Source organism: Serratia sp. PL7, assembly GCF_945957435.1.
In genome coordinates this window covers 1-17,638 of sequence record NZ_CAMFLB010000052.1, presented here as the reverse complement: position 1 = coordinate 17,638, position 17,638 = coordinate 1, and the positions used below count along the sequence as shown (strand labels likewise).

Annotated in this window: 27 protein-coding genes; 25 read left to right on the top strand and 2 right to left on the bottom strand. The window is 54.2% G+C overall.

What is annotated here, in order from left to right; translation table 11 throughout:
- Positions 1-111 (bottom strand): twin-arginine translocation signal domain-containing protein (locus N6G83_RS55025; RefSeq protein WP_409529745.1); only part of this gene is annotated, 111 nt, incomplete at its 3' end.
- A gap of 226 nt (positions 112-337) precedes the next feature.
- Positions 338-973: a helix-turn-helix domain containing protein gene (locus tag N6G83_RS53105; protein WP_260524372.1), complete on the bottom strand. Its 636-nt coding sequence runs from the start codon at positions 971-973 to the stop codon at positions 338-340.
- Positions 974-1,154: 181 nt separating this feature from the next.
- On the opposite strand from N6G83_RS53105, the gene N6G83_RS53100 reads away from it, so the two are divergent.
- From N6G83_RS53100 to N6G83_RS52980, 25 genes are all read left to right on the top strand, one after another.
- Positions 1,155-1,379, top strand: coding sequence for a helix-turn-helix domain-containing protein (locus N6G83_RS53100; protein WP_023301751.1), 225 nt, complete (start codon positions 1,155-1,157; stop codon positions 1,377-1,379).
- A 2-nt stretch (positions 1,380-1,381) separates the two neighbouring features.
- Positions 1,382-3,457, top strand: coding sequence for a Mu transposase C-terminal domain-containing protein (locus N6G83_RS53095; RefSeq protein WP_260524371.1), 2,076 nt, complete (start codon positions 1,382-1,384; stop codon positions 3,455-3,457).
- 26 nt (positions 3,458-3,483) lie between these two features.
- Positions 3,484-4,431, top strand: a complete 948-nt coding sequence (locus tag N6G83_RS53090; protein ID WP_260524370.1) for an AAA family ATPase — start codon at positions 3,484-3,486, stop codon at positions 4,429-4,431.
- Positions 4,432-4,605: 174 nt separating this feature from the next.
- A complete protein-coding gene (locus N6G83_RS53085; protein ID WP_260524369.1) occupies positions 4,606-4,845 on the top strand; it encodes a hypothetical protein in 240 nt (79 codons plus the stop codon).
- 2 nt (positions 4,846-4,847) lie between these two features.
- On the top strand, positions 4,848-5,105 hold the full coding sequence (locus N6G83_RS53080; protein WP_260524368.1) for a host nuclease inhibitor protein: 258 nt from the start codon (positions 4,848-4,850) through the stop codon (positions 5,103-5,105).
- A 10-nt stretch (positions 5,106-5,115) separates the two neighbouring features.
- Complete coding sequence (locus N6G83_RS53075; RefSeq protein ID WP_260524367.1) at positions 5,116-5,403, top strand: hypothetical protein; 288 nt, start codon at positions 5,116-5,118, stop codon at positions 5,401-5,403.
- Positions 5,404-5,418: 15 nt separating this feature from the next.
- The gene (locus tag N6G83_RS53070) at positions 5,419-6,036 is read left to right on the top strand and encodes a DUF3164 family protein (protein WP_260524366.1); all 618 of its coding nucleotides are present in this window, start codon (positions 5,419-5,421) and stop codon (positions 6,034-6,036) included.
- Between the two features lie 80 nt (positions 6,037-6,116).
- Entirely contained in the window at positions 6,117-6,614 is a 498-nt protein-coding gene (locus N6G83_RS53065; protein ID WP_260524365.1) for a hypothetical protein, read from the top strand.
- Positions 6,607-7,251: a hypothetical protein gene (locus N6G83_RS53060; protein ID WP_260524374.1), complete on the top strand. Its 645-nt coding sequence runs from the start codon at positions 6,607-6,609 to the stop codon at positions 7,249-7,251. The genes N6G83_RS53065 and N6G83_RS53060 overlap by 8 nt, the downstream gene beginning before the upstream one ends.
- On the top strand, positions 7,248-7,802 hold the full coding sequence (locus tag N6G83_RS53055) for a gp16 family protein (protein WP_260524364.1): 555 nt from the start codon (positions 7,248-7,250) through the stop codon (positions 7,800-7,802). The genes N6G83_RS53060 and N6G83_RS53055 overlap by 4 nt, the downstream gene beginning before the upstream one ends.
- Complete coding sequence (locus N6G83_RS53050) at positions 7,799-8,191, top strand: Mor transcription activator family protein (RefSeq protein ID WP_260524363.1); 393 nt, start codon at positions 7,799-7,801, stop codon at positions 8,189-8,191. The genes N6G83_RS53055 and N6G83_RS53050 overlap by 4 nt, the downstream gene beginning before the upstream one ends.
- Positions 8,192-8,623: 432 nt before the next feature.
- Positions 8,624-9,202: a glycoside hydrolase family 108 protein gene (locus N6G83_RS53045; RefSeq protein ID WP_260524362.1), complete on the top strand. Its 579-nt coding sequence runs from the start codon at positions 8,624-8,626 to the stop codon at positions 9,200-9,202.
- A 2-nt stretch (positions 9,203-9,204) separates the two neighbouring features.
- Positions 9,205-9,423 (top strand): hypothetical protein, encoded by a 219-nt coding sequence (locus tag N6G83_RS53040; protein WP_128804898.1) that lies wholly within the window; start codon positions 9,205-9,207, stop codon positions 9,421-9,423.
- Complete coding sequence (locus N6G83_RS53035; protein ID WP_260524361.1) at positions 9,416-9,823, top strand: hypothetical protein; 408 nt, start codon at positions 9,416-9,418, stop codon at positions 9,821-9,823. Before N6G83_RS53040 ends, N6G83_RS53035 begins: the two co-directional genes overlap by 8 nt.
- Positions 9,811-10,422: a hypothetical protein gene (locus N6G83_RS53030; protein ID WP_260524360.1), complete on the top strand. Its 612-nt coding sequence runs from the start codon at positions 9,811-9,813 to the stop codon at positions 10,420-10,422. The genes N6G83_RS53035 and N6G83_RS53030 overlap by 13 nt, the downstream gene beginning before the upstream one ends.
- Positions 10,419-10,649, top strand: a complete 231-nt coding sequence (locus N6G83_RS53025) for a TraR/DksA family transcriptional regulator (protein ID WP_260524359.1) — start codon at positions 10,419-10,421, stop codon at positions 10,647-10,649. The genes N6G83_RS53030 and N6G83_RS53025 overlap by 4 nt, the downstream gene beginning before the upstream one ends.
- Entirely contained in the window at positions 10,630-10,932 is a 303-nt protein-coding gene (locus N6G83_RS53020; protein ID WP_064360144.1) for a DUF2730 domain-containing protein, read from the top strand. The genes N6G83_RS53025 and N6G83_RS53020 overlap by 20 nt, the downstream gene beginning before the upstream one ends.
- A gap of 9 nt (positions 10,933-10,941) precedes the next feature.
- Positions 10,942-11,229 carry an ArsR family transcriptional regulator gene (locus tag N6G83_RS53015; RefSeq protein WP_260524373.1) on the top strand — a complete coding sequence of 96 codons (288 nt, stop codon included), beginning with the start codon at positions 10,942-10,944 and terminating at the stop codon, positions 11,227-11,229.
- A complete protein-coding gene (locus N6G83_RS53010) occupies positions 11,229-11,507 on the top strand; it encodes a hypothetical protein (protein ID WP_260524358.1) in 279 nt (92 codons plus the stop codon). Before N6G83_RS53015 ends, N6G83_RS53010 begins: the two co-directional genes overlap by 1 nt.
- Positions 11,497-12,075, top strand: a complete 579-nt coding sequence (locus N6G83_RS53005; RefSeq protein ID WP_154964256.1) for a DUF3486 family protein — start codon at positions 11,497-11,499, stop codon at positions 12,073-12,075. Before N6G83_RS53010 ends, N6G83_RS53005 begins: the two co-directional genes overlap by 11 nt.
- Positions 12,072-13,661 (top strand): terminase large subunit domain-containing protein, encoded by a 1,590-nt coding sequence (locus N6G83_RS53000; protein WP_260524357.1) that lies wholly within the window; start codon positions 12,072-12,074, stop codon positions 13,659-13,661. Before N6G83_RS53005 ends, N6G83_RS53000 begins: the two co-directional genes overlap by 4 nt.
- Positions 13,661-15,232: a DUF935 domain-containing protein gene (locus N6G83_RS52995; protein WP_260524356.1), complete on the top strand. Its 1,572-nt coding sequence runs from the start codon at positions 13,661-13,663 to the stop codon at positions 15,230-15,232. Before N6G83_RS53000 ends, N6G83_RS52995 begins: the two co-directional genes overlap by 1 nt.
- Entirely contained in the window at positions 15,225-15,659 is a 435-nt protein-coding gene (locus tag N6G83_RS52990; protein ID WP_260524355.1) for a hypothetical protein, read from the top strand. The genes N6G83_RS52995 and N6G83_RS52990 overlap by 8 nt, the downstream gene beginning before the upstream one ends.
- Positions 15,660-15,662: 3 nt before the next feature.
- Positions 15,663-16,505, top strand: coding sequence for a phage minor head protein (locus tag N6G83_RS52985; RefSeq protein ID WP_260524354.1), 843 nt, complete (start codon positions 15,663-15,665; stop codon positions 16,503-16,505).
- A 277-nt stretch (positions 16,506-16,782) separates the two neighbouring features.
- Positions 16,783-17,638, top strand: an 856-nt coding sequence (locus tag N6G83_RS52980) for a phage protease (protein ID WP_260524353.1), incomplete at its 3' end; no start/stop codon positions are given.

The window sequence follows — 17,638 nt, the reverse complement described above, 5'->3', positions numbered from 1 at the left end:
GGCAAATCGAACGCCAACCAACGGGGCTGCGGCTAGTGCGCTGCTCACTTTAACGAAGTGACGGCGGCTAATCCTGTGAAGAACTAAAAGATTTGATACATCCGGGAACATGAGGAATTAAGCGGAAACTCGCGGGATTACTGGAGTCGGCTCAAAATTGGATTTGATACCGGTTTGAGGAAAATGAAGCCGATCGGCAAAACATTTGATACTGCTACTTTCTGGACTTTAAAACCACAAAGCCATCGTTCAAAATAAATTCTAACATACTTCTAAAAAACAGGCCGGTTAAATGCGGCTGGCTGTACCGCGATGCAACGAAAGGTTAGGAACCGCATTAACTGGCCTTCTTGCTGGAACTGGACGGGCCTGGCTTGGCTACATCTTCACCAGTCTCAGATGACCCTTTTTTGATTTCGTCATTCATATGCATTAAGCGCCTTTGCTCATCTGGTGAAAGGTTAAGTAATTCTGTGGTTGAACCATTGACGTTACTAAGTAATGACAAAACGCCTTTTGCTCCAATTTTGGCATAAATATCAATTAGATGTGATTTTTCATCATGGTCCAATGCCTCGAAAAACATTGACCATGTAAGGGACATAAACTTGTCATCTTTCAGTGGGGTTGCTGTTGCCCCAACAAGGATTTCATTATTCCCTGCATGCTTGGCCATGTCCGTTTGTTTGCGGCAGTCTTGGGTGCTATCTGACTCATCTAGAGCTAGGATGTCCTCACGACCTGTTGCAAGCCAATTTAAACTCACTTTTTCAATATCAGAAATTTTAACTAACACGTCCACGCTTGGAGTCGCTGAGCGAGCAAAATAATTATTGAGCGTGGAGTATGGGAGGTCCCAATCGAGAGAAACCCGCCTTAAACTCCTTCCCTTAAAAAGAGTCTTTATCCTATCGCGAATACTTTCCTTTCCAAATTGAGTAAAAGAAACTTCTATTTCTTTTGCTTTATCCATTTTCTTTTCCACTTAACAGATTGAAATTAAAGATAAATTTAATGAGCCCTCGCTAATTAACTCATATGAGAAAAGAAAGCCGGGCTTTTGCTTTACATTAACCAATATTGGATCAATACTTACTCCAACGGATAACCCCGGCGGATTACTCCGACGGATAACTTTTAAGAGTAAACGAACTATGGAAAGAAATGAAGTGCGTGACTGGCATCGCATTGACATTGTCGCCGAGCTTCACAAGCGCGGCGTGACAATGCGCAGCCTTTCCACCAGTGCGGGGTTAAGTCCCGACACACTGAAAAATGCGCTGGCTCGTTCATATCCTAAAGGTGAGCGCATCATCGCGAATGCTCTCAATCTGGAGCCGTCATCCATCTGGCCCAGCCGCTACAGCAAGGACTTGTGATCATGTTTGCCACGGTGAATGAATTAGCGGGCCTGCCGGGTTTACCGGGAACGCCACAGGGCATCAGAGCCATGATGGGCAAACTGGTCAAAGAGAATCAGACTCTGGTCCGTAAGCGTCAGGGAAGTAAGGCGTTTGAGTATCACATTGACAGCCTTCCCCTGGTTGCCCAGAAAGCACTGCGTGACCGTCAGGTTAAAGAGCTGATGAACAATCAGGATGCGGCGTTGCCTGCTCCTGAGCATTCAGCGGTGACGGAAAAGAGTGATACCCGGTTATCGCTTTACCGTGCTCACCCTGTGCTGATGGAGCAAAAGCTCACCGGCTTAACCGCCGACCAGCAAAAGATTGCTGATGCCCGTATTGCGCTGGTATCGGAAGTCCTGAAGCTGGGTGAAATACCGCGATTCAGTTGTGCGAAAGCCATCAGAGAAATCGTCCGTCAGTCCCGCTGCGGTGAGTTACCGGAACATCTGGCCGTACAGGTGACGTTGGCCAATGCCAAAAAAGGTTCATCCCGTACTCTGAGCGAGATCTCCCTCAAGCGCTGGATGGCTGATTTTAAAAAAGCCAGAACATCCACGGAACGTCTGGTACTCCTTGCGCCGGGTAAGCGTCAGCGCGTGGAGCCTGAGGAAATTGCGTGGTTGCCTGATTTTCTGGCGTATTACCGTAATCCCAATGGTGTGACGATGGCTGAGGCATATGATGATTTTATTAAGGGCTGGTATACGCGATATGCAGATCAGCCGGAGATGCTTTTCTCTGCCCCGACCTATAACACGGTTCGCTACGCGATGGATAAGCTGCCGGAAGTGGTGAAACAGCATCGCCGGATCACCGGTAGCGAAGCCCGCCAGATTGAGGGTTTTGTGCGCCGCGACTGGCTGAGCATGCCGGTGAACTACGTCTGGATCGGGGATGGTCACGGCATGAAGATGAAGGTTGCCTCTCCTGAGCATGGTAACCCCATCACACCAGAGGTGACATTTATTCTGGACGGGAGCTGCCGGTATATTGTGGGCTGGAGTCTGGCGCTGTCAGAAAGCGTTATCGCGGTTGCCGACGCCCTGCGTCACGGCATTAGAAATAACGGTGTGCCATATATCTATTATTCCGATAACGGCGGTGGTGAGACCAATAGCACGCTTGACGCTAATATCACCGGCATCTTACCGCGTCTTGGCGTTGACCACCGTCTGGGCATTCCTGAGAACCCACAGGGGCGCGGCATCATAGAGATCCTCAACAAAACGCTGGGGATGCGTATCTCCCGTCAATTTGCCACCTACTACGGAACTGGCGCGGATAAAAGCACCACGCGTAAGGTATCAAAATCGCTTATTGCCGCGCTGAACGCGGTGGATAAAGGGCGCGAACTGACAGGTAAGCAGGAACAGACCCTTCGCGATTTCCCGTCATGGAATGAGCTGATTGGGGAAATTGAGGCCGGGGTTCACTGGTACAACAACCGCGCCCACGATTCACTGCCGCTGAAAGCTAATGGTGAGCATTTCACGCCAGCGCAGTTTCGCAAGTACAAGCTGGAAAAAGAAAAAACTGAAATCGAATGGCTCTCCGATATTGAGCTTCGCCATATGTTTATGCCGGAGGTTGAATGCTCAGTCAGACGTTGTGAGATTCGTCTTTTCAATAACCTGTATTACGCCGAAGCACTTCGTGAGGAGCATGGCCGCAAAGTGCGTGTCAGCTACGACATTCACGATGCAACGAAGATTATCGTTCGTCGTATGGATGGTTCACTGATATGTGAAGCCATCTGGGATGGCAACAAGAAAGCGGCATTCCCTGTCACTGCGGAATACTGGCAAAAACAGAAACGCATCAAAGGCATGCGCGAGCGTGGCGAAAAGAAAGTCCGTCTGGCCGAGGCCGAGAATGTGCTCACCCTCTCCGAACCAGCAGGGCCCGACTGGCTAAACAGCAATGTATATCGCCCCAGCCAGCCCGTCCCCGCGATGAAGGTCGTACCTGAAGAAGAGGAATATACGGAGGACGAATATCTGAATAACTCGCTGGATATTCTGGAATCAAATAAACGTAAAAACGCTATTTAAATACCATTCAAATAATGGAGTGAATTATGTCTGAAGTGAATATTTTCGATATTCGCGAGGTTCTGCGCAACCTTGTCGATGGTACCCGTTTTACTTTTGCTCAGGTTGCCCGTGAAACCGGCCTCTCAACCAGCATTGTCAGTGGCTTCATGAATAACAAATATGCCGGTGATAACGACCGCGTGGAAAAAGCGCTGCAGCGCTGGGTCGATAAACAAAACTCTGCCGCAGAGCTGCCGGAGCCGCCTCGCTTTATTGAGACCCCAACCGTCAAACAGATCTGGACTGCGTTTCGCTACGCGCACCTGACGGAATGCATCGGCGTGGTCTGCGGTAATCCCGGCGTCGGCAAGTCGGAATCTGCGCGTGAATACCGTCGCAGTAACGATAACGTCTGGCTGATAACGATCACCCCCTCCTGCGCCAGTGTGCTGGAGTGCCTGACCGAACTGGCCTATGAGCTGGGGATGAATGATGCGCCACGTCGTAAAGGTCCGCTGGCCCGCGCACTGCGCCGCCGCCTTGATGGCACTCAGGGCCTTGTCATCATTGACGAAGCGGACCATCTGGGCGCTGAAACGCTCGAAGAGCTGCGCCTGCTGCAGGAGGCCACCCGCGTCGGGCTGGTGCTGATGGGTAACCACCGCGTCTACAGCAACATGACCGGCGGCAACCGTACCGTTGAGTTCGCCCGCCTGTTCAGTCGTATCGCCAAGCGCGTGGCGATCAACAAGACCAAAAAGGCCGATGTGGCTGCGATTGCCGATGCCTGGCATATCACCGGCGAAAAAGAGCGCGATTTGCTCCATCAGATAGCACAGAAGCCCGGCGCACTGCGTATCCTCAGCCACTCCCTGCGGCTGGCGGCGATGACGGCCCACGGCGCTGGTGAAGCTGTCAACGAAGGCTACATCCGCAAGGCACTGCGTGATCTGGATCTGGATGTTGATGTTTCAACGTTATTACGGGGGTAGCGGTTATGGAAAGCAGCAAAACAGTGAAATGTACCCGATGCCGGAATGTTCACAAGGAAAGCGAAAGATTGAGCGTCCGGGACAAGTCGTATCGGGGCATCAAAGTATTCGTTCTTGTATGTCCACGCTGCGGCGGAAAGAGCTTCTATGACCTGACGAAGGAGAGTTAAGAGCATGATTACTGAACGTATTGCTGAACATGTTGGGATGGCCACCGCTGCGCAGGCATGGCTGCAGGCGCGCGGTAGTCGTGTTACGGAGATGCGGGTATGGATGCGCCGCCCGTGTCTGGAAATCACCTGTCCGCCTAATGAACTGGTGAACAGGGCTAACCACCTGATTGAACGTTGTCCCACCGGCACCCGTTCCGTGTGGATGGCCACTATTGAGGGCTGTCATGTTATCTGGAGGTAGTTATGGAAACAAAAGTTACGGCTTATTCATGGGCTTCTGGATTAATCGAGTTTGGTGAGACTTACCCTGATGGTGCTTTACCCATTATCACCGGCGAAGAAAAAAGGGTTCGTGAAATCATTGAGGTATGGGCGAGACACTCCCGGACAAATCAGCAGCTTATTGTTCCTGGGGTTCCCGAGGCTGATAACCAACATGATGCCTGTTCTGCATTAATTCGTTTCACCGAGATCGTTACTAAAGAATATGTGGAAAAGTAAGGGGGGAAGTATGGAAAAGCGCCGTAAGTGGACCAAATACGAAATTCAGTTTGTCTGTGAGAATGCCGGGAAAATGACCGCACAGGAGATGGGCGAGAAACTCAACCGCACCCGTCAGGCCATTCAGTCTCAGGCTAACCGCTGGGGCTTGTCGGTACTTGTTCAACCGGCAGACGCGCACGATGCTTATCTTTGCCGCGAGCTTTATAAAGATGGCCTGACTATTCCGGTTATTGCCGAAAAGATGGAATTAAGTCGCCGTGTTGTTTCGAATATTGTTTTTTCAGAATGCTATTAATTCAGTGAGGCTTTGATGAATACTGCAAATACCATCCCGGACGGTTACCGGATTAACGCTCAGGGGCATTTAGTTACAGAGTCCCAGATTAAACCGCTGGATAAACTGCGTGATGAACTGGTTATCAGCGTTGTTGAAGCAGCCCGCCTGCAGCGTCAGTCGCTGGTCGAGTTCAAGCTCGGATCTATGTCAAAAGTCGATGATTTTGTTGACCTGTCATCCGCAGAGTTTGGCGTGGAATATGGCGGAACTAAGGGTAACGTAACACTTCCCAGCTTCGATGGCCGCTATAAGCTTGTTCGGGCCGTAGGCGATCACCGCGTCTTTGATGAGCGCATTCAGGCTGCAAAAAAGCTGATTGATGACTGTATCCATGAATGGTCGGGTGGTGCTGACGAAAAAATTATGGCGTTGGTGGATCATGCTTTTCGCGTCAACAAACAGGGCCGGATTGATATCAATCAGGTACTGAGTCTGCGAGCGCTGAATATTGACGATCCAAAATGGAATGAGGCGATGGATGCTGCTGCCGATGCTATCCAGGTCACGGGAACCAGTCAGTACCTGCGTTTATATGAGCGCCAGGATAATGGCACTTATAAGCAGATATCGCTGGATTTAGCCAAACTCTGAATATTCGTTAATTAACTTTGTTTAATTTCCGGCGTCAGCGCCGTGGGGTTGCTCACGCCGAAATCCAGTAAGGGCATATTATGAATGCGAAAACGAAAGGTATTTTTGAGGCGGCATTTGCTAAATGGGGCTTCGATTCTCAGTTGCTGGTACTGGCTGAAGAAGCCAGCGAATTATCCGCATCGTGCGTCCGTTTTATTAATCACAAGACCGGCAGCGATAAAGTGGCCGAAGAAGCGGCAGACGTCGAGATCATGATTGAACAGCTGCGCCACAACGGGATGAGCCCCATGATTGACCATGAAAAGAACCGCAAAATGGCGCGACTGGCGCAGATTGTTGGCGTGGAGTCACAGCCTGTCAGCCCCTTTGGTCCATCCGTTCTGGGCCTGCTGGAGGAAGCCTCCGAGCAGATGGGGCTGGCCGAAACCCTCTACCGCGATGCCGGCACCAGCAACCGCTATGCCGCACACCGCGCCCGTATGGCCATCAGTCTGCTGATGCAGGCTGCTCAGAAGATGATGCGCGAGCAGCAGTATGCCGAACGTATGCGAGCCGAGGATAAATCTCATGGTTGATTTAGAGCAGATAAAAGCCGATATTGCTGCCCGCAAGGCGATGCCCGTCTGGGGGCCTCATACTTCCATCGAGCGCATTAAGACCATCAATGCCACGCTTCCCAGCTTTTCTCTGAAAACGGTTGAGGGGCTGGTAGAGATGCTGGAGAAGAGCCAGCGTGCAAACGCCTCCCAGGACGACCATATAAACCAGCTGCAGGACCGAATCGACCAACTGGAGAATGCTGCCGCCAGGTTGGGGCGCAGACTGAACCAGCATTCGATGGGGCCGGTGGCTACTCTGGATGTGCAAAGCGGGCGGTCAGACGGTAACAAGTTCGCGCTGGTCTATTCATCTGCGGCCCATAAATTGCCTGATGATGTTTATTTTCTCCACTGCTGTGCGCAGCCAGCGCCGGTAGTGCCAGATGAGGCGCAATCTCGTGAAGCATTCGAGAAGTGGTGCACGGGGAATATCGAGCGTAACAAATGGCATCCAGAGTTTTACGCTCACCTTCCAGCCAGAGAACGATGGGCTGCGTGGGAAGCCTGCCGCGCAGCCATGCTCCAGACTGGTGCTTTTCGTGAAAACGAGAATTCGTCAACCGCATCTTTTCGGGAAATATCGGAAACGTCAACTAAAGGCGGCAACCAATGACCCGCTCAAACGCAATCCAGATTATCCATATCGCCAAAGGCCAGCTGGCGCTTGACGATGATACTTACCGCTCCCTGCTGGGGGCGGTAGTTCCGGGCAAGTCGAGCTGCCGCGAGATGACCATCATCGAGCTGCAGAATGTTATCCAGGCTCTGGAGGCTAAGGGGTTCAAAAGCAAACCTCTGCCGCGTTCTAAGCGCCGTATGTCTGCTCCGTCTGATGTGAGCCTGAAAATCCGCGCAATATGGAAAACGATGTTTAATCAGGGTTTTGTCCGGGATGGTAGCGACATCGGGCTGGACCGCTTCGTCCGTCGCCAGACGCGTATTCGCAATGGTGGCGAGGGTGTATCCAGCCTGGAATGGTTGAGAGCTGATGCCGAGGATAATCTCCTTGAGAGCCTGAAACAGTGGCATATCCGGGAGATGAAGAAGGCCATGCTGGCGCACCATGCCCGACTCCCTGAAAACCCGGTCACCGGAGAAGAAAGCCGGGACTATGACACAATCTGCAGCGCTTACGCTGACGCAGCCAGAAGGTGGAAAAAATGAGTGACGATCTCTTTGGTGATGTTCGTGATGACAGTCTGCTGGATCATCTCAGCGATGAAACCGAGAATGTTCGGTTTCCGTCGATTCTTGCTGAACTTAACTCAATACTGAGCCGCGAACTGGCAAGGCTGGGCGGTGATTCTTCGCATTCTCTGGAGCTGGTTATTGCGATAACCCGACATATTGGAGGGATGCAAATCTATGTTCCACGGGGGCAGCGGCTTGAGTTTCTGGTACGCGATATGCAAATCTGGCGTGATTACTGTAACAAAGCCAGCATTGATACCCTTGTTACGCGCTATCACGTAACCTACAAAACGGTGTATAAAGCAATCAGGCGGATGCGCAGGCTAGAAATGAGTAAAAGACAGTATTCGCTGAACATCTGAACATGGAGCAATAACAATGGTCGGTTCTATTTTAATTCATGTGGTTTTCGTTGTTTGTTCTTTCTGGGTTTTCTTCGATTGTGTAAAACATAATATCGGGGTTTATGTGCCAATTACGGGTGTAGATAAGGGATATCGGAAAGGGTTTTCTCCTGTAATCTGGGGGATAGGTTGTTTTCTGGTGGTTCCATTTTTCATATACATGTTTATGAGAACGTCTTTGATTAAGGTGGCAGCAACATATCCCTCGAAAACAGACAAAAGTAGTAACTTTATAATTCTGTTTCTCCTGGTGTTTGTACTTACCATGTATACCTTTAAAGACTTTTTATTTTAAAAAATATATTAACAAGGAAGCCGGTTAATCCGGCTTTTTTTTTGCCTGTCGCAAAATGGGATTTGTCAGATTGACTCAATCCCAAAGGTGCAGGCATGACAACATTATTTTCCCCCGCGTTTTTACACGCACTCTCGTTCATTCGCGCCCGCGAAGGTGGTTATGTTAATGACCCCACCGACAAAGGCGGCGAAACCAAATACGGCATTTCTGATAAACGCGACGGTCTTGCTGACGGTAAAACCGACGTCGATGGCGACGGTAAACCCGATACCCGAATTAAGGACCTGACCGAAGAACAGGCCGGGCAGATTTATTTCCGCGATTACTGGTATCCGGCTTACTGCACTGATTGGCCGGACGGCATCTCGCTTTTTGTCTTTGATTCCTCTGTTCAGCATGGCGCTAAAAAAGCGATCCAGCTCCTGCAGGATGCGGTCGGTGTCACCGCTGATGGCATTATCGGCCCAAAAACCCGCACCGCAGTCGCCTCTGCAGATGCTGAATGGCTACTGACCCGCTGTTTCCTCCGTCGCTCCCGTTATTACGCCGACATCATCAAATCCAACGCCTCACAGGGTAAGTACCTCAATGGCTGGTTTAACCGTCTCGATGAGCTGGCGAACGCCTGTCAGGAGGTCATTGGCGGTCAGGTCTCGGTTCCCCGGAGCTGAGTATGGGTAAAGGCTGGGATTCATCGTTACTCGCGGGGCGGCGTGACCGCCTCCGTCAGGAGGTCCTTCACCGGGTTGCCGGTGGCCCTCCACCCGTTCCACGGGACTATAAAGGCTGCGACGGGACTCATGCCAGTTATTACCGCAGGGGCTGGGACTCCGTCGATACAAGAGACATCGTCTGGCAGTGCCAGCGATATAAGGAAAAACATCATGTTTAAATCGTTGAATACCGACTGGCTGAAGCTGGCATTGCTCCGGGTGTTTCAGTCAGGCTGGACGGTGGTCGTTCTCGTGGGTCTGTCTCTGACGCTTTGTAGTTTCTACGGGCGTCAGGCATTTGTCGTCTGGTGGTTAACGTTCTCCGGCGCTTTGCTGATCGGGGTGAGTATCTGGCTCGGTAATCTCCCTTACCGGCTGATTCAGCCGGGCCGTTCTGCCCGCAAATGGGTCTGTTGCGCGTCGTGGTTAATCTGGGCTTTCGGCGCTTTTCTGCTGGCCTTTGCGCCCGTCTTCGCTACCAGTCCGATGGTCATGCTGCTCAATCTGCTTGCCGGTCTGACCGTGGTCATTCTGTACGGCTGGCTGGTTCGTAAGGAGGTAATAAATTGGATCCTGTAACGCTTTCCACTATTGCATCCGTCCTGCTGAAGGCCGGACCCTCTCTGGTTCGCACCGTCGGCGGCTGGTTCGGTGGCGACAGCACCACAGCGAAAGCGGCGGACTCGGTGGCCAGCATTGTCGAGACCGTCAACGGTGCCATCAATCCCGCCGACCAGCAGCGTGTTCTGGAGCAGAAGCTGGCGCAGCTTCCACCCGATCAGCTTGTCCAGTTGGAGGGCCTCAAGGTACAGCTGCAGCAGTTCCAGCTGGAGCGGGACAAGGCGCAAATGGCCGACCAGCAGGCTGCGCACCACGAACAGCAGGAAACCATCCGTAACGGCGATAACGCTACGGACGAATATGTCCGCCAGACCCGCCCGCTGATGGCCCGTCTCTCCCTCTACAGCAGCATCGCTTACGTGATGGTGATGTCGCTGGGTCAGCAGGCTGGCGCGGTAGCGGGTGCGTTTGGTCACGCCTTTTCCATGCCTGCCCCGGACTGGGATATTTCGCTGATGCTGGCCACCCCGGCGCTGGGCTATCTGGGTTTCAGGACGCTGGACGGCTTCGCCCGGTACAGCAAATCCAGCAAACACAAGGTCATGGTGGGTAAATGACCAAAGCGCTTGATCGCGCCAGCGACCTTGAAATGGAAGAACGGGAACAGGCTTTAAACCGGCATTTAAACCGCGTTAAAGAACGGCCTGAGCATGACGGATTCTGTAACGACTGCGGCGCACCCGTCCCGGCTAAGCGACTTCGGGCGCTGCCGGATGTGGCGACCTGTATCAGCTGTCAGGCCATCAGAGAACTCAGGGGGATGCATGGGCTGGGAAATCATTAAGGGCAACTGGGCGATCATCTGGGCGCTGTTTATGTCCGCCGTGAACGTCATTCAGTTGCTGCTGGCCAAAACCTACGTCAAACGCGAGGAGCTGGAACTCATGCGCACCCGTTTGCAGGGTGTTGAAAATACCATCGCGGGTCTGCCGAGCCAGAAGGACCTGCACCAGTTGCAACTGGAGATGAGCAACCTGCGGGGCGATTTGCGCGAACTGGGCCCGGCCATACGCCAGGTGAAACACGTCAGCGATCTGCTGCTGGAAAATGAGCTGAAGGAAAAATAAGAGGTGACTATGCGTGACATTCTCGACCATGACCAGCGTCTGGTTATTCTGCGATCCCTTGTTGAATGCGGCGACAGCGCCAACGAGTCGATTCTGCAGACGTGCCTGCAGACTTATGGCCATCGCGTTTCCCGCGATATCGTGCGTACGCATCTGGCGTGGCTACGCGAGCAGGGTCTGGTCAGTCTGACGGACGTCTCCGGCTGTTATGTGGCGGAAATCACCGGTCGCGGTGATGACGTCGCCAGCGGTCTGGCCACGGTTCCGGGGGTGAAAAAGCCCCGATCGAGGGGGTAATGATGGCAAAGAAAAAACCTTTACCTGCTGCCGCGCGTAGTGCCATAAGACGGCTCGCTGCCGCGTTTGTCTGCGCTGAACTTGAGCTGCAGGTTGTGGCAAAGTTCGTCGAAGAAAAAACGGGCAAGCCCTATGACTGCAATGCTTCTGACAGTTACCTCAATTCGTTTCTGGATTCTGATCCAGAAGTCCGCCGTGTATGGGAGCTGATGCAGAAAGATATTGTATCCACCCGTAAAGATTTTGCCGACAGGCTGGGGAGAGACCGTGACTGCTGAACAAAACCCGACCCGTGGCCGTCCGTCTAAAATCGACCTGCTGCCGGATGGCGTACGCGACCAGCTTCATCAGATGCTGCGCGAGAAACGCCACACACAGGAGGAAATCCGCGAGGCCATCAACGAGCTGATTGATGGCCATAATCTGCCGGACGATATGAAGCTCAGTCGAACCGGCCTGAACCGCTACGCCAGCAAAATGGAGGCGTTCGGCGCTAAGATCCGCGCCTCCCGCGAGATGGCCGAAATCTGGGCGGCAAAGCTGGGTTCTGCACCATCCTCCGATGTGGGGAAATTGCTGCTTGAGTTCGTCAAAACGATGGCCTTTGAAACCTCTATGTCCCTTGCTGACGGCGCTGACCCGGTAGAGCCTAAGGCCCTCGGTCAACTGGCGCTGGTTGCTCAGCGTCTGGAAGCGGCAGCGATGGCCAGCCACAAACGCGAGAAAGAGATCCGCCAGGCATTCGCCGAAGAAGCCGCTGCGCAGGCGGAGAAAATCACCAAAAGTGCGGGACTGTCTGCGGAAACTGCCGCTGATATCCGTCGCCAGATTCTGGGGATTGTATGATGGCCGGACCTCTGTCAGCGCAGGAACAGTTACGTAATCAGTCCGCCAGTGCCATTCTGGCGGGTGAGTTCGACGCGGATCAGGTGCTGCTGCCGTATCAGCGCCGCTGGATTGCGGATACGTCTCAGCTCAAGATTGCCGAGAAATCCCGTCGTACCGGCCTGACGTGGGCCGAAGCCGCCGAGGCGGCGCTCAGTGGGTCAATGTCACCGGAAGCCGGGGGAACCGACACCTTCTATGTCGGCACCACCAAAGACATGGCGCGTGAGTTTATCGACGCCTGCGCCATGTGGGCGAAGGCGTACGATCTCGCGGCCTCAGCGATTGGCGAGGAAGCGCTGGAAGACGACGACAAGGATATTCTGGTTTACGTCATCAACTTTGCCAGCGGCTTCAAAATCAAGGCGCTGTCATCTAATCCGTCGAACCTGCGCGGTATGCAGGGTAACGTCATCATCGACGAGGCAGCATTCCAGAAAGACCTTGCCGCCGTGCTGAAAGCGGCGCTGGCGCTCACTATGTGGGGTTCAAAGGTCCGTTTGATCTCCACCCATAACGGTATTGAGAACCTGTTCAATACCATCATCACCGACAGCCGAGCGGGTAAAAAACGCTACTCGGTTCACCGTATTGATATTGAGCTGGCCATCAGCGAGGGGCTGTATCGTCGTATCTGCCAGGTGACGAAAAAACCGTGGTCACCGGATACCGAGGCTGAGTGGCTGGCAAACCTGCTGAGCGATACCGCCACCGAAGAAGACGCCCGCGAGGAATACTACTGCGAGCCGAAGAACGGCGGCGGCACCTATCTGGCCCGCTCCATCCGTGAGCGCGCCGCGCGAGGCTCCGGTCCCGTTCTGCGCTTTACCGGTACGACCACGTTTAATGCCATGTCAGAAATCATCCGTGCGCTGGATATGCAGGAATGGCTGGATAAGGTGGTGCTGCCTGTGCTGAATACGCTCCCGCAAAACCTCCGCCACTGCCTCGGAGAGGACTTTGCGCGGTCGGGCCACCTGACCGTTTTTGCGCCGATGACCATCAATGACGATACCACCCGTACCGTGCCGTTCCTGGTCGAGCTGGCCAATGTGCCCTACAAGCAGCAGGAGCAGGCGCTGTTCTTTATCTGCGATCGGTTGCCCCGCCGCGACGGTATCAAGCTCGATGGCCGGGGGAACGGTAACTATCTGGCCGAGCAGGCGGCGGAGATGTACGGCGCTGAGGTGGAGGTGGTGATGCCGTCCGTCGCCCACTACCGCGAGAACATGCCGCGCTTCAAGGCGGCGTTTGAGGATGATGAGCTGGTGTTGCCGAAGCACGAGGATGTTATCAGCGACCTCGGGCAGATCGTCGTTCAGCGCGGGGTGCCGGGAATTGATGACCGGGAGAATACCGGCAGCGATGGCCACAAGCGTCACGGCGACAGCGCGTATGCAATCTTCCTGGCATTTCTCGCCAGCAAAGAAGACTGTCAGCGCTATGAGCTGCACCGGCTTAACAAATCCCAACAGCAGCGCAACAGCGACAGTCGCCGCCAGTTGCGCATCACCCGTGGCCTTAAAAATCAGCGAGGACTGCTTTGATGCTGAAGAAACTCACCGGTGCGATCCGACGCCTGCTTAACCCGGCAACCGATGAAACCGTCGCCGTTAACGAAACCGACATGACCCAGCCCGAAGCGCGGGCCAGACGCGCCAGCGTCAGGTCGCCCTCTGCGGGTATCAGCGTGGCGAGCACCTTATCCCCGGCGAGATTAGCCGGGGTCCTGCGCAATGTGACCGAGGGAAACGCACGGGACTACTTCATCCTCGCCGAAGAGATGGAAGAGCGTGACCTGCACTACGCCAGCGTCCTGCGTACCCGCAAGCTGACCGTCGCCGGTATTTCTCCTGCAGTGGAAGCGGCCAGCGACGACGAGCATGACGTGCTGCTGGCTGATGCGGTCCGCGATCTTGTCGAGCAGCCACAAATCCCGGAGCTGTTATTTGATCTGCTCGATGGCCTCGGTAAAGGTGTTGGGGTCTGCGAAATCCTCTGGAGTACCCGTGATGGCTGGATGCCGCGTGATTATGAGTGGGTTGACCCACGGTTCCTGAAGCCCGACAGCGACACGCTGCGGGAGTTCCGTCTCCTCACTGACGAGCAGCCGGTGGATGGCATCCCTCTGACACCGGGAAAATATGTGATGCATTATCCCCGGCTGAAGTCTGGTTTGCCGCTGCGTAATGGTCTGGCCCGTCTGGTGGCGGTGATGTATATGCTTAAGTCCTTTACCGTCCGGGACTGGTGGGCGTTCGCTGAAAAATTCGGCATTCCCATCGTCGTCGGTAAGTACGGGAATAATGCCTCCGATGAGCAGATTAAGACCCTCATCGATGCTATCGCGTCCATCGCCTCTGATGCCGGGTGCGCAATCCCGCAGAGCATGCAGCTTGAAATGCAGGAAACCGCCAGCCGCAATGGCGGCGGCGCTCTCTTCAAAGAGATGGCCGAATGGTGCGACGCGCAGACCAGTAAGGCGGTACTCGGTCAGACCATGACCACCGATGACGGCAGCTCCCGGTCTCAGGCCGACGTGCATGACCGGGTGCGTATGGATATTGCCCGCTGGGATGCCCGTCAACTGGAGAACACCCTCAATGAGTTTCTGGTACGTCCGTTTATCCAGTTCAACTATGGGCCGCAGGAAAAGTACCCGCGAGTGAAGCTGTCCATCAGCGAACCGGAGGACCTCAAAGCTTTTGTCGATGCGCTGATCCCACTCGTTGATCGTGGTCTGCGGGTGCAGGAATCTGAGGTCCGGGACAGGTTCGGTCTGGCAGAGCCGGAGAACGGCGCGACGGTGCTCTCGCCGTCCAACAGCTTCTCCGCCTTCAGTTCCGCACCGGCGCTGAACCGCGAGCGGCTGGCGCTGAACCGTGCGCAGGACGATGAGATCGATGTGATGGCCAACGAGGCGCTGAAGGACTGGGAGCAGACCGGCAGCGCCTTTACCAGTCCGGTGCTGCAGCTGGCGCAGGAAGTCGCAAGCTTTGACGAGTTTCTGGCGCGTCTGCCGGACCTGCAGAAGACACTGGAGCCTGCCGCGTTCGTCGAGCAGCTGGCGATGCTGAGCTTTAAGGCGCGGTCACTGGGAGATGCGAACGATGGCTGAACAACCAATGACGAAAGCACAATGGGAGCAGGTTGCTGATGAGCTTAAAAGCTATTTCTGCCATGTCCGGTTCCGATATCAGGATACGGTGATATCCGTTAGGCGTGAGCGGGATGGCGAGAGTCGAACCGTTCTCGCTGTGTATTTCGACGATAAGTGGTGTGCCGGATGGGGGCGCGAAAATAGCGAGGTGTTTAATCCACTAACGCGTCTTTTCTGGTGCGAAAAGAAAAAGCGCCATTATCCCTCAAAAACAGTGGCTGAAATTGAGAGAGCGCTGGGTAAGCGACAGGCGAAAAAAACATTCCCCAGCCTGCATGATTCATTCATTTATCGTCTGCCGTTCTTCACCAGTTCATCCGTCCTTGTTCGTCAGTTCAAAAAGGCGGATGGCCTGATGTTTATCAATAAGCGGGAGGGAGTGTGATCTATGGCTAAGGCTCCCGATATTATCCCCAAAGAGGCGCTGGCCTGGTTGAAGTCCAAAAAGCTGAAGCCGGGCTTCAATTACCGTGATGTGTGGAAGCAGGAGCACAGCATCGGTTTCACCGTGGCGAAGATGACGCAGCTCGACCTGCTCTCTGACGTCAAAGCGCTGGTCGATGAAGCGCTGGCCAGCGGCCAGTCGTTTGCTGAGTTCCGGGAGGTCCTGAAACCCTTACTGGTGCAGCGCGGATGGTGGGGTCAGCAACTGATGGATGACCCTCTGACAGGTGAGACAAAGCCGGTGCAGCTCGGCAGCGATCGTCGTCTGCGCACCATCTATGATACCAACATGCGCACCGCCCGCAGCGCCGGGCAGTGGGAGCGCATTCAGCGCACTAAGCGTGCGATGCCCTATCTGCTCTATACGCTGGGCCCGTCCCGCGAGCACCGCGCCGAGCACCTGAAATGGGCTAACCTCTGCCTGCCCGTTGACGATCCGTTCTGGCAGACGCACATCGGCCCCAACGGCTGGGGGTGTAAATGCGGTGTCCGTCAGGTCAGCAAATACGAATATGAGCAAATAACCAGTAATGGCGTTGCGCTGAACAGCCAGGAGCTTGACGCTAGCGGTCAGCCCACAGGGCATGTCATCCGCCAGACCGTACCGGTCCGCACGGAAGCCCCGCCAGTTAAACGGGTGAAGTGGGTTAACAAGCGCACCGGCGAGGAGGAGATGGTGCCGGAGGGGATTGATCCGGGGTGGGACTACAACCCCGGCACCCGGCGTCAGGCGGAACTTGATCGCCAGCTGGCGGCGAAACAAAACGCCTTCGACAGTGATAATTAAACGAGGCGGTAATCCGCCTCAGAAGCGCCCTGAGACTTTAACGGTATTTGTGGTACGATGATTCTCTGAAAAATTCTTAAACGCGCCACGGCGTTTTTGAACGGGGTTTGAACGCGGTTCCCCCCGCTGCGTTCGACCACCGATGCTCTTCCTTTATAGACCTCCTTTTCTGTACCGGTACTTTTCTTCCTTTATATACAGGGAAAGCGGTTAATCCACTTCCTTCCTTTATATAGCCGACACTGTCCGTCAGTTACCTTTAACGACGGACAGCACCATGCCAAAGCCTGCAACACAACTTGAATTTCTGGCCCTGTGCTTTGAGCTTCCCGACCTGTCGGATGTCAGCACGCCGTTGCCGGAATGGTTGCCGATGATCCCTGCGGGCACCTTCACCGGACGTGATGGTCGTTCCTGGGTTAACGACAATCCGCAGGCATTCATTGCCACATCTTTCCGTTACCCGACGCTGCCGTTTGATGCCGAGCATTCCACTGAATTGCTTGGCCCAAAAGGTGAAGAGGCTCCCGCTTACGCCTGGATTGATGCGATGCGCGTCAACGCTGATGGCAGTATTGACGGTCATATCGAGTGGACGCCAGACGGCGAAGCCCTCGTTCGCGGTAAGAAGTATCGCTATTACAGCCCGGCTTTTCGTCACTTTCCTACCGGTCAGGTCTCGCATCTTTCCAGCGCTGGCCTGACCAACAAACCCAACCTGTATTTACCCGCCCTTAACTCGGAGAACACCATGCCTGTACCTGTGCAGATTGCTACGGCGCTGGGTCTGGCTGATACCGCATCGGTTGACGATGCCGTATCAGCGATCCAGACCATCAAAAACAGTGAATCGCTTGCGCTGAACCGTGCTCAAAACCCGGACCTGACGAAGTTCATCCCGCAGGAGACCTATCAACTGGCCCTTAACCGTGCTCAGACAGCGGAAGATCGCCTGAAGACGCTGGATGAGAAAACGGCGACCGCGCTGGTTGACGATGCCGTCACCGCCGGGAAAGTCGCGCCCGCTAACCGCGACATGTATCTGGCCCTGTGCCGCAGTGAAGAAGGCCGTCAGCAGTTTGCAGAGTTCGTGAAAACCGCGCAGCCGCTGGTCAACCTCGACCCGTCCAAAA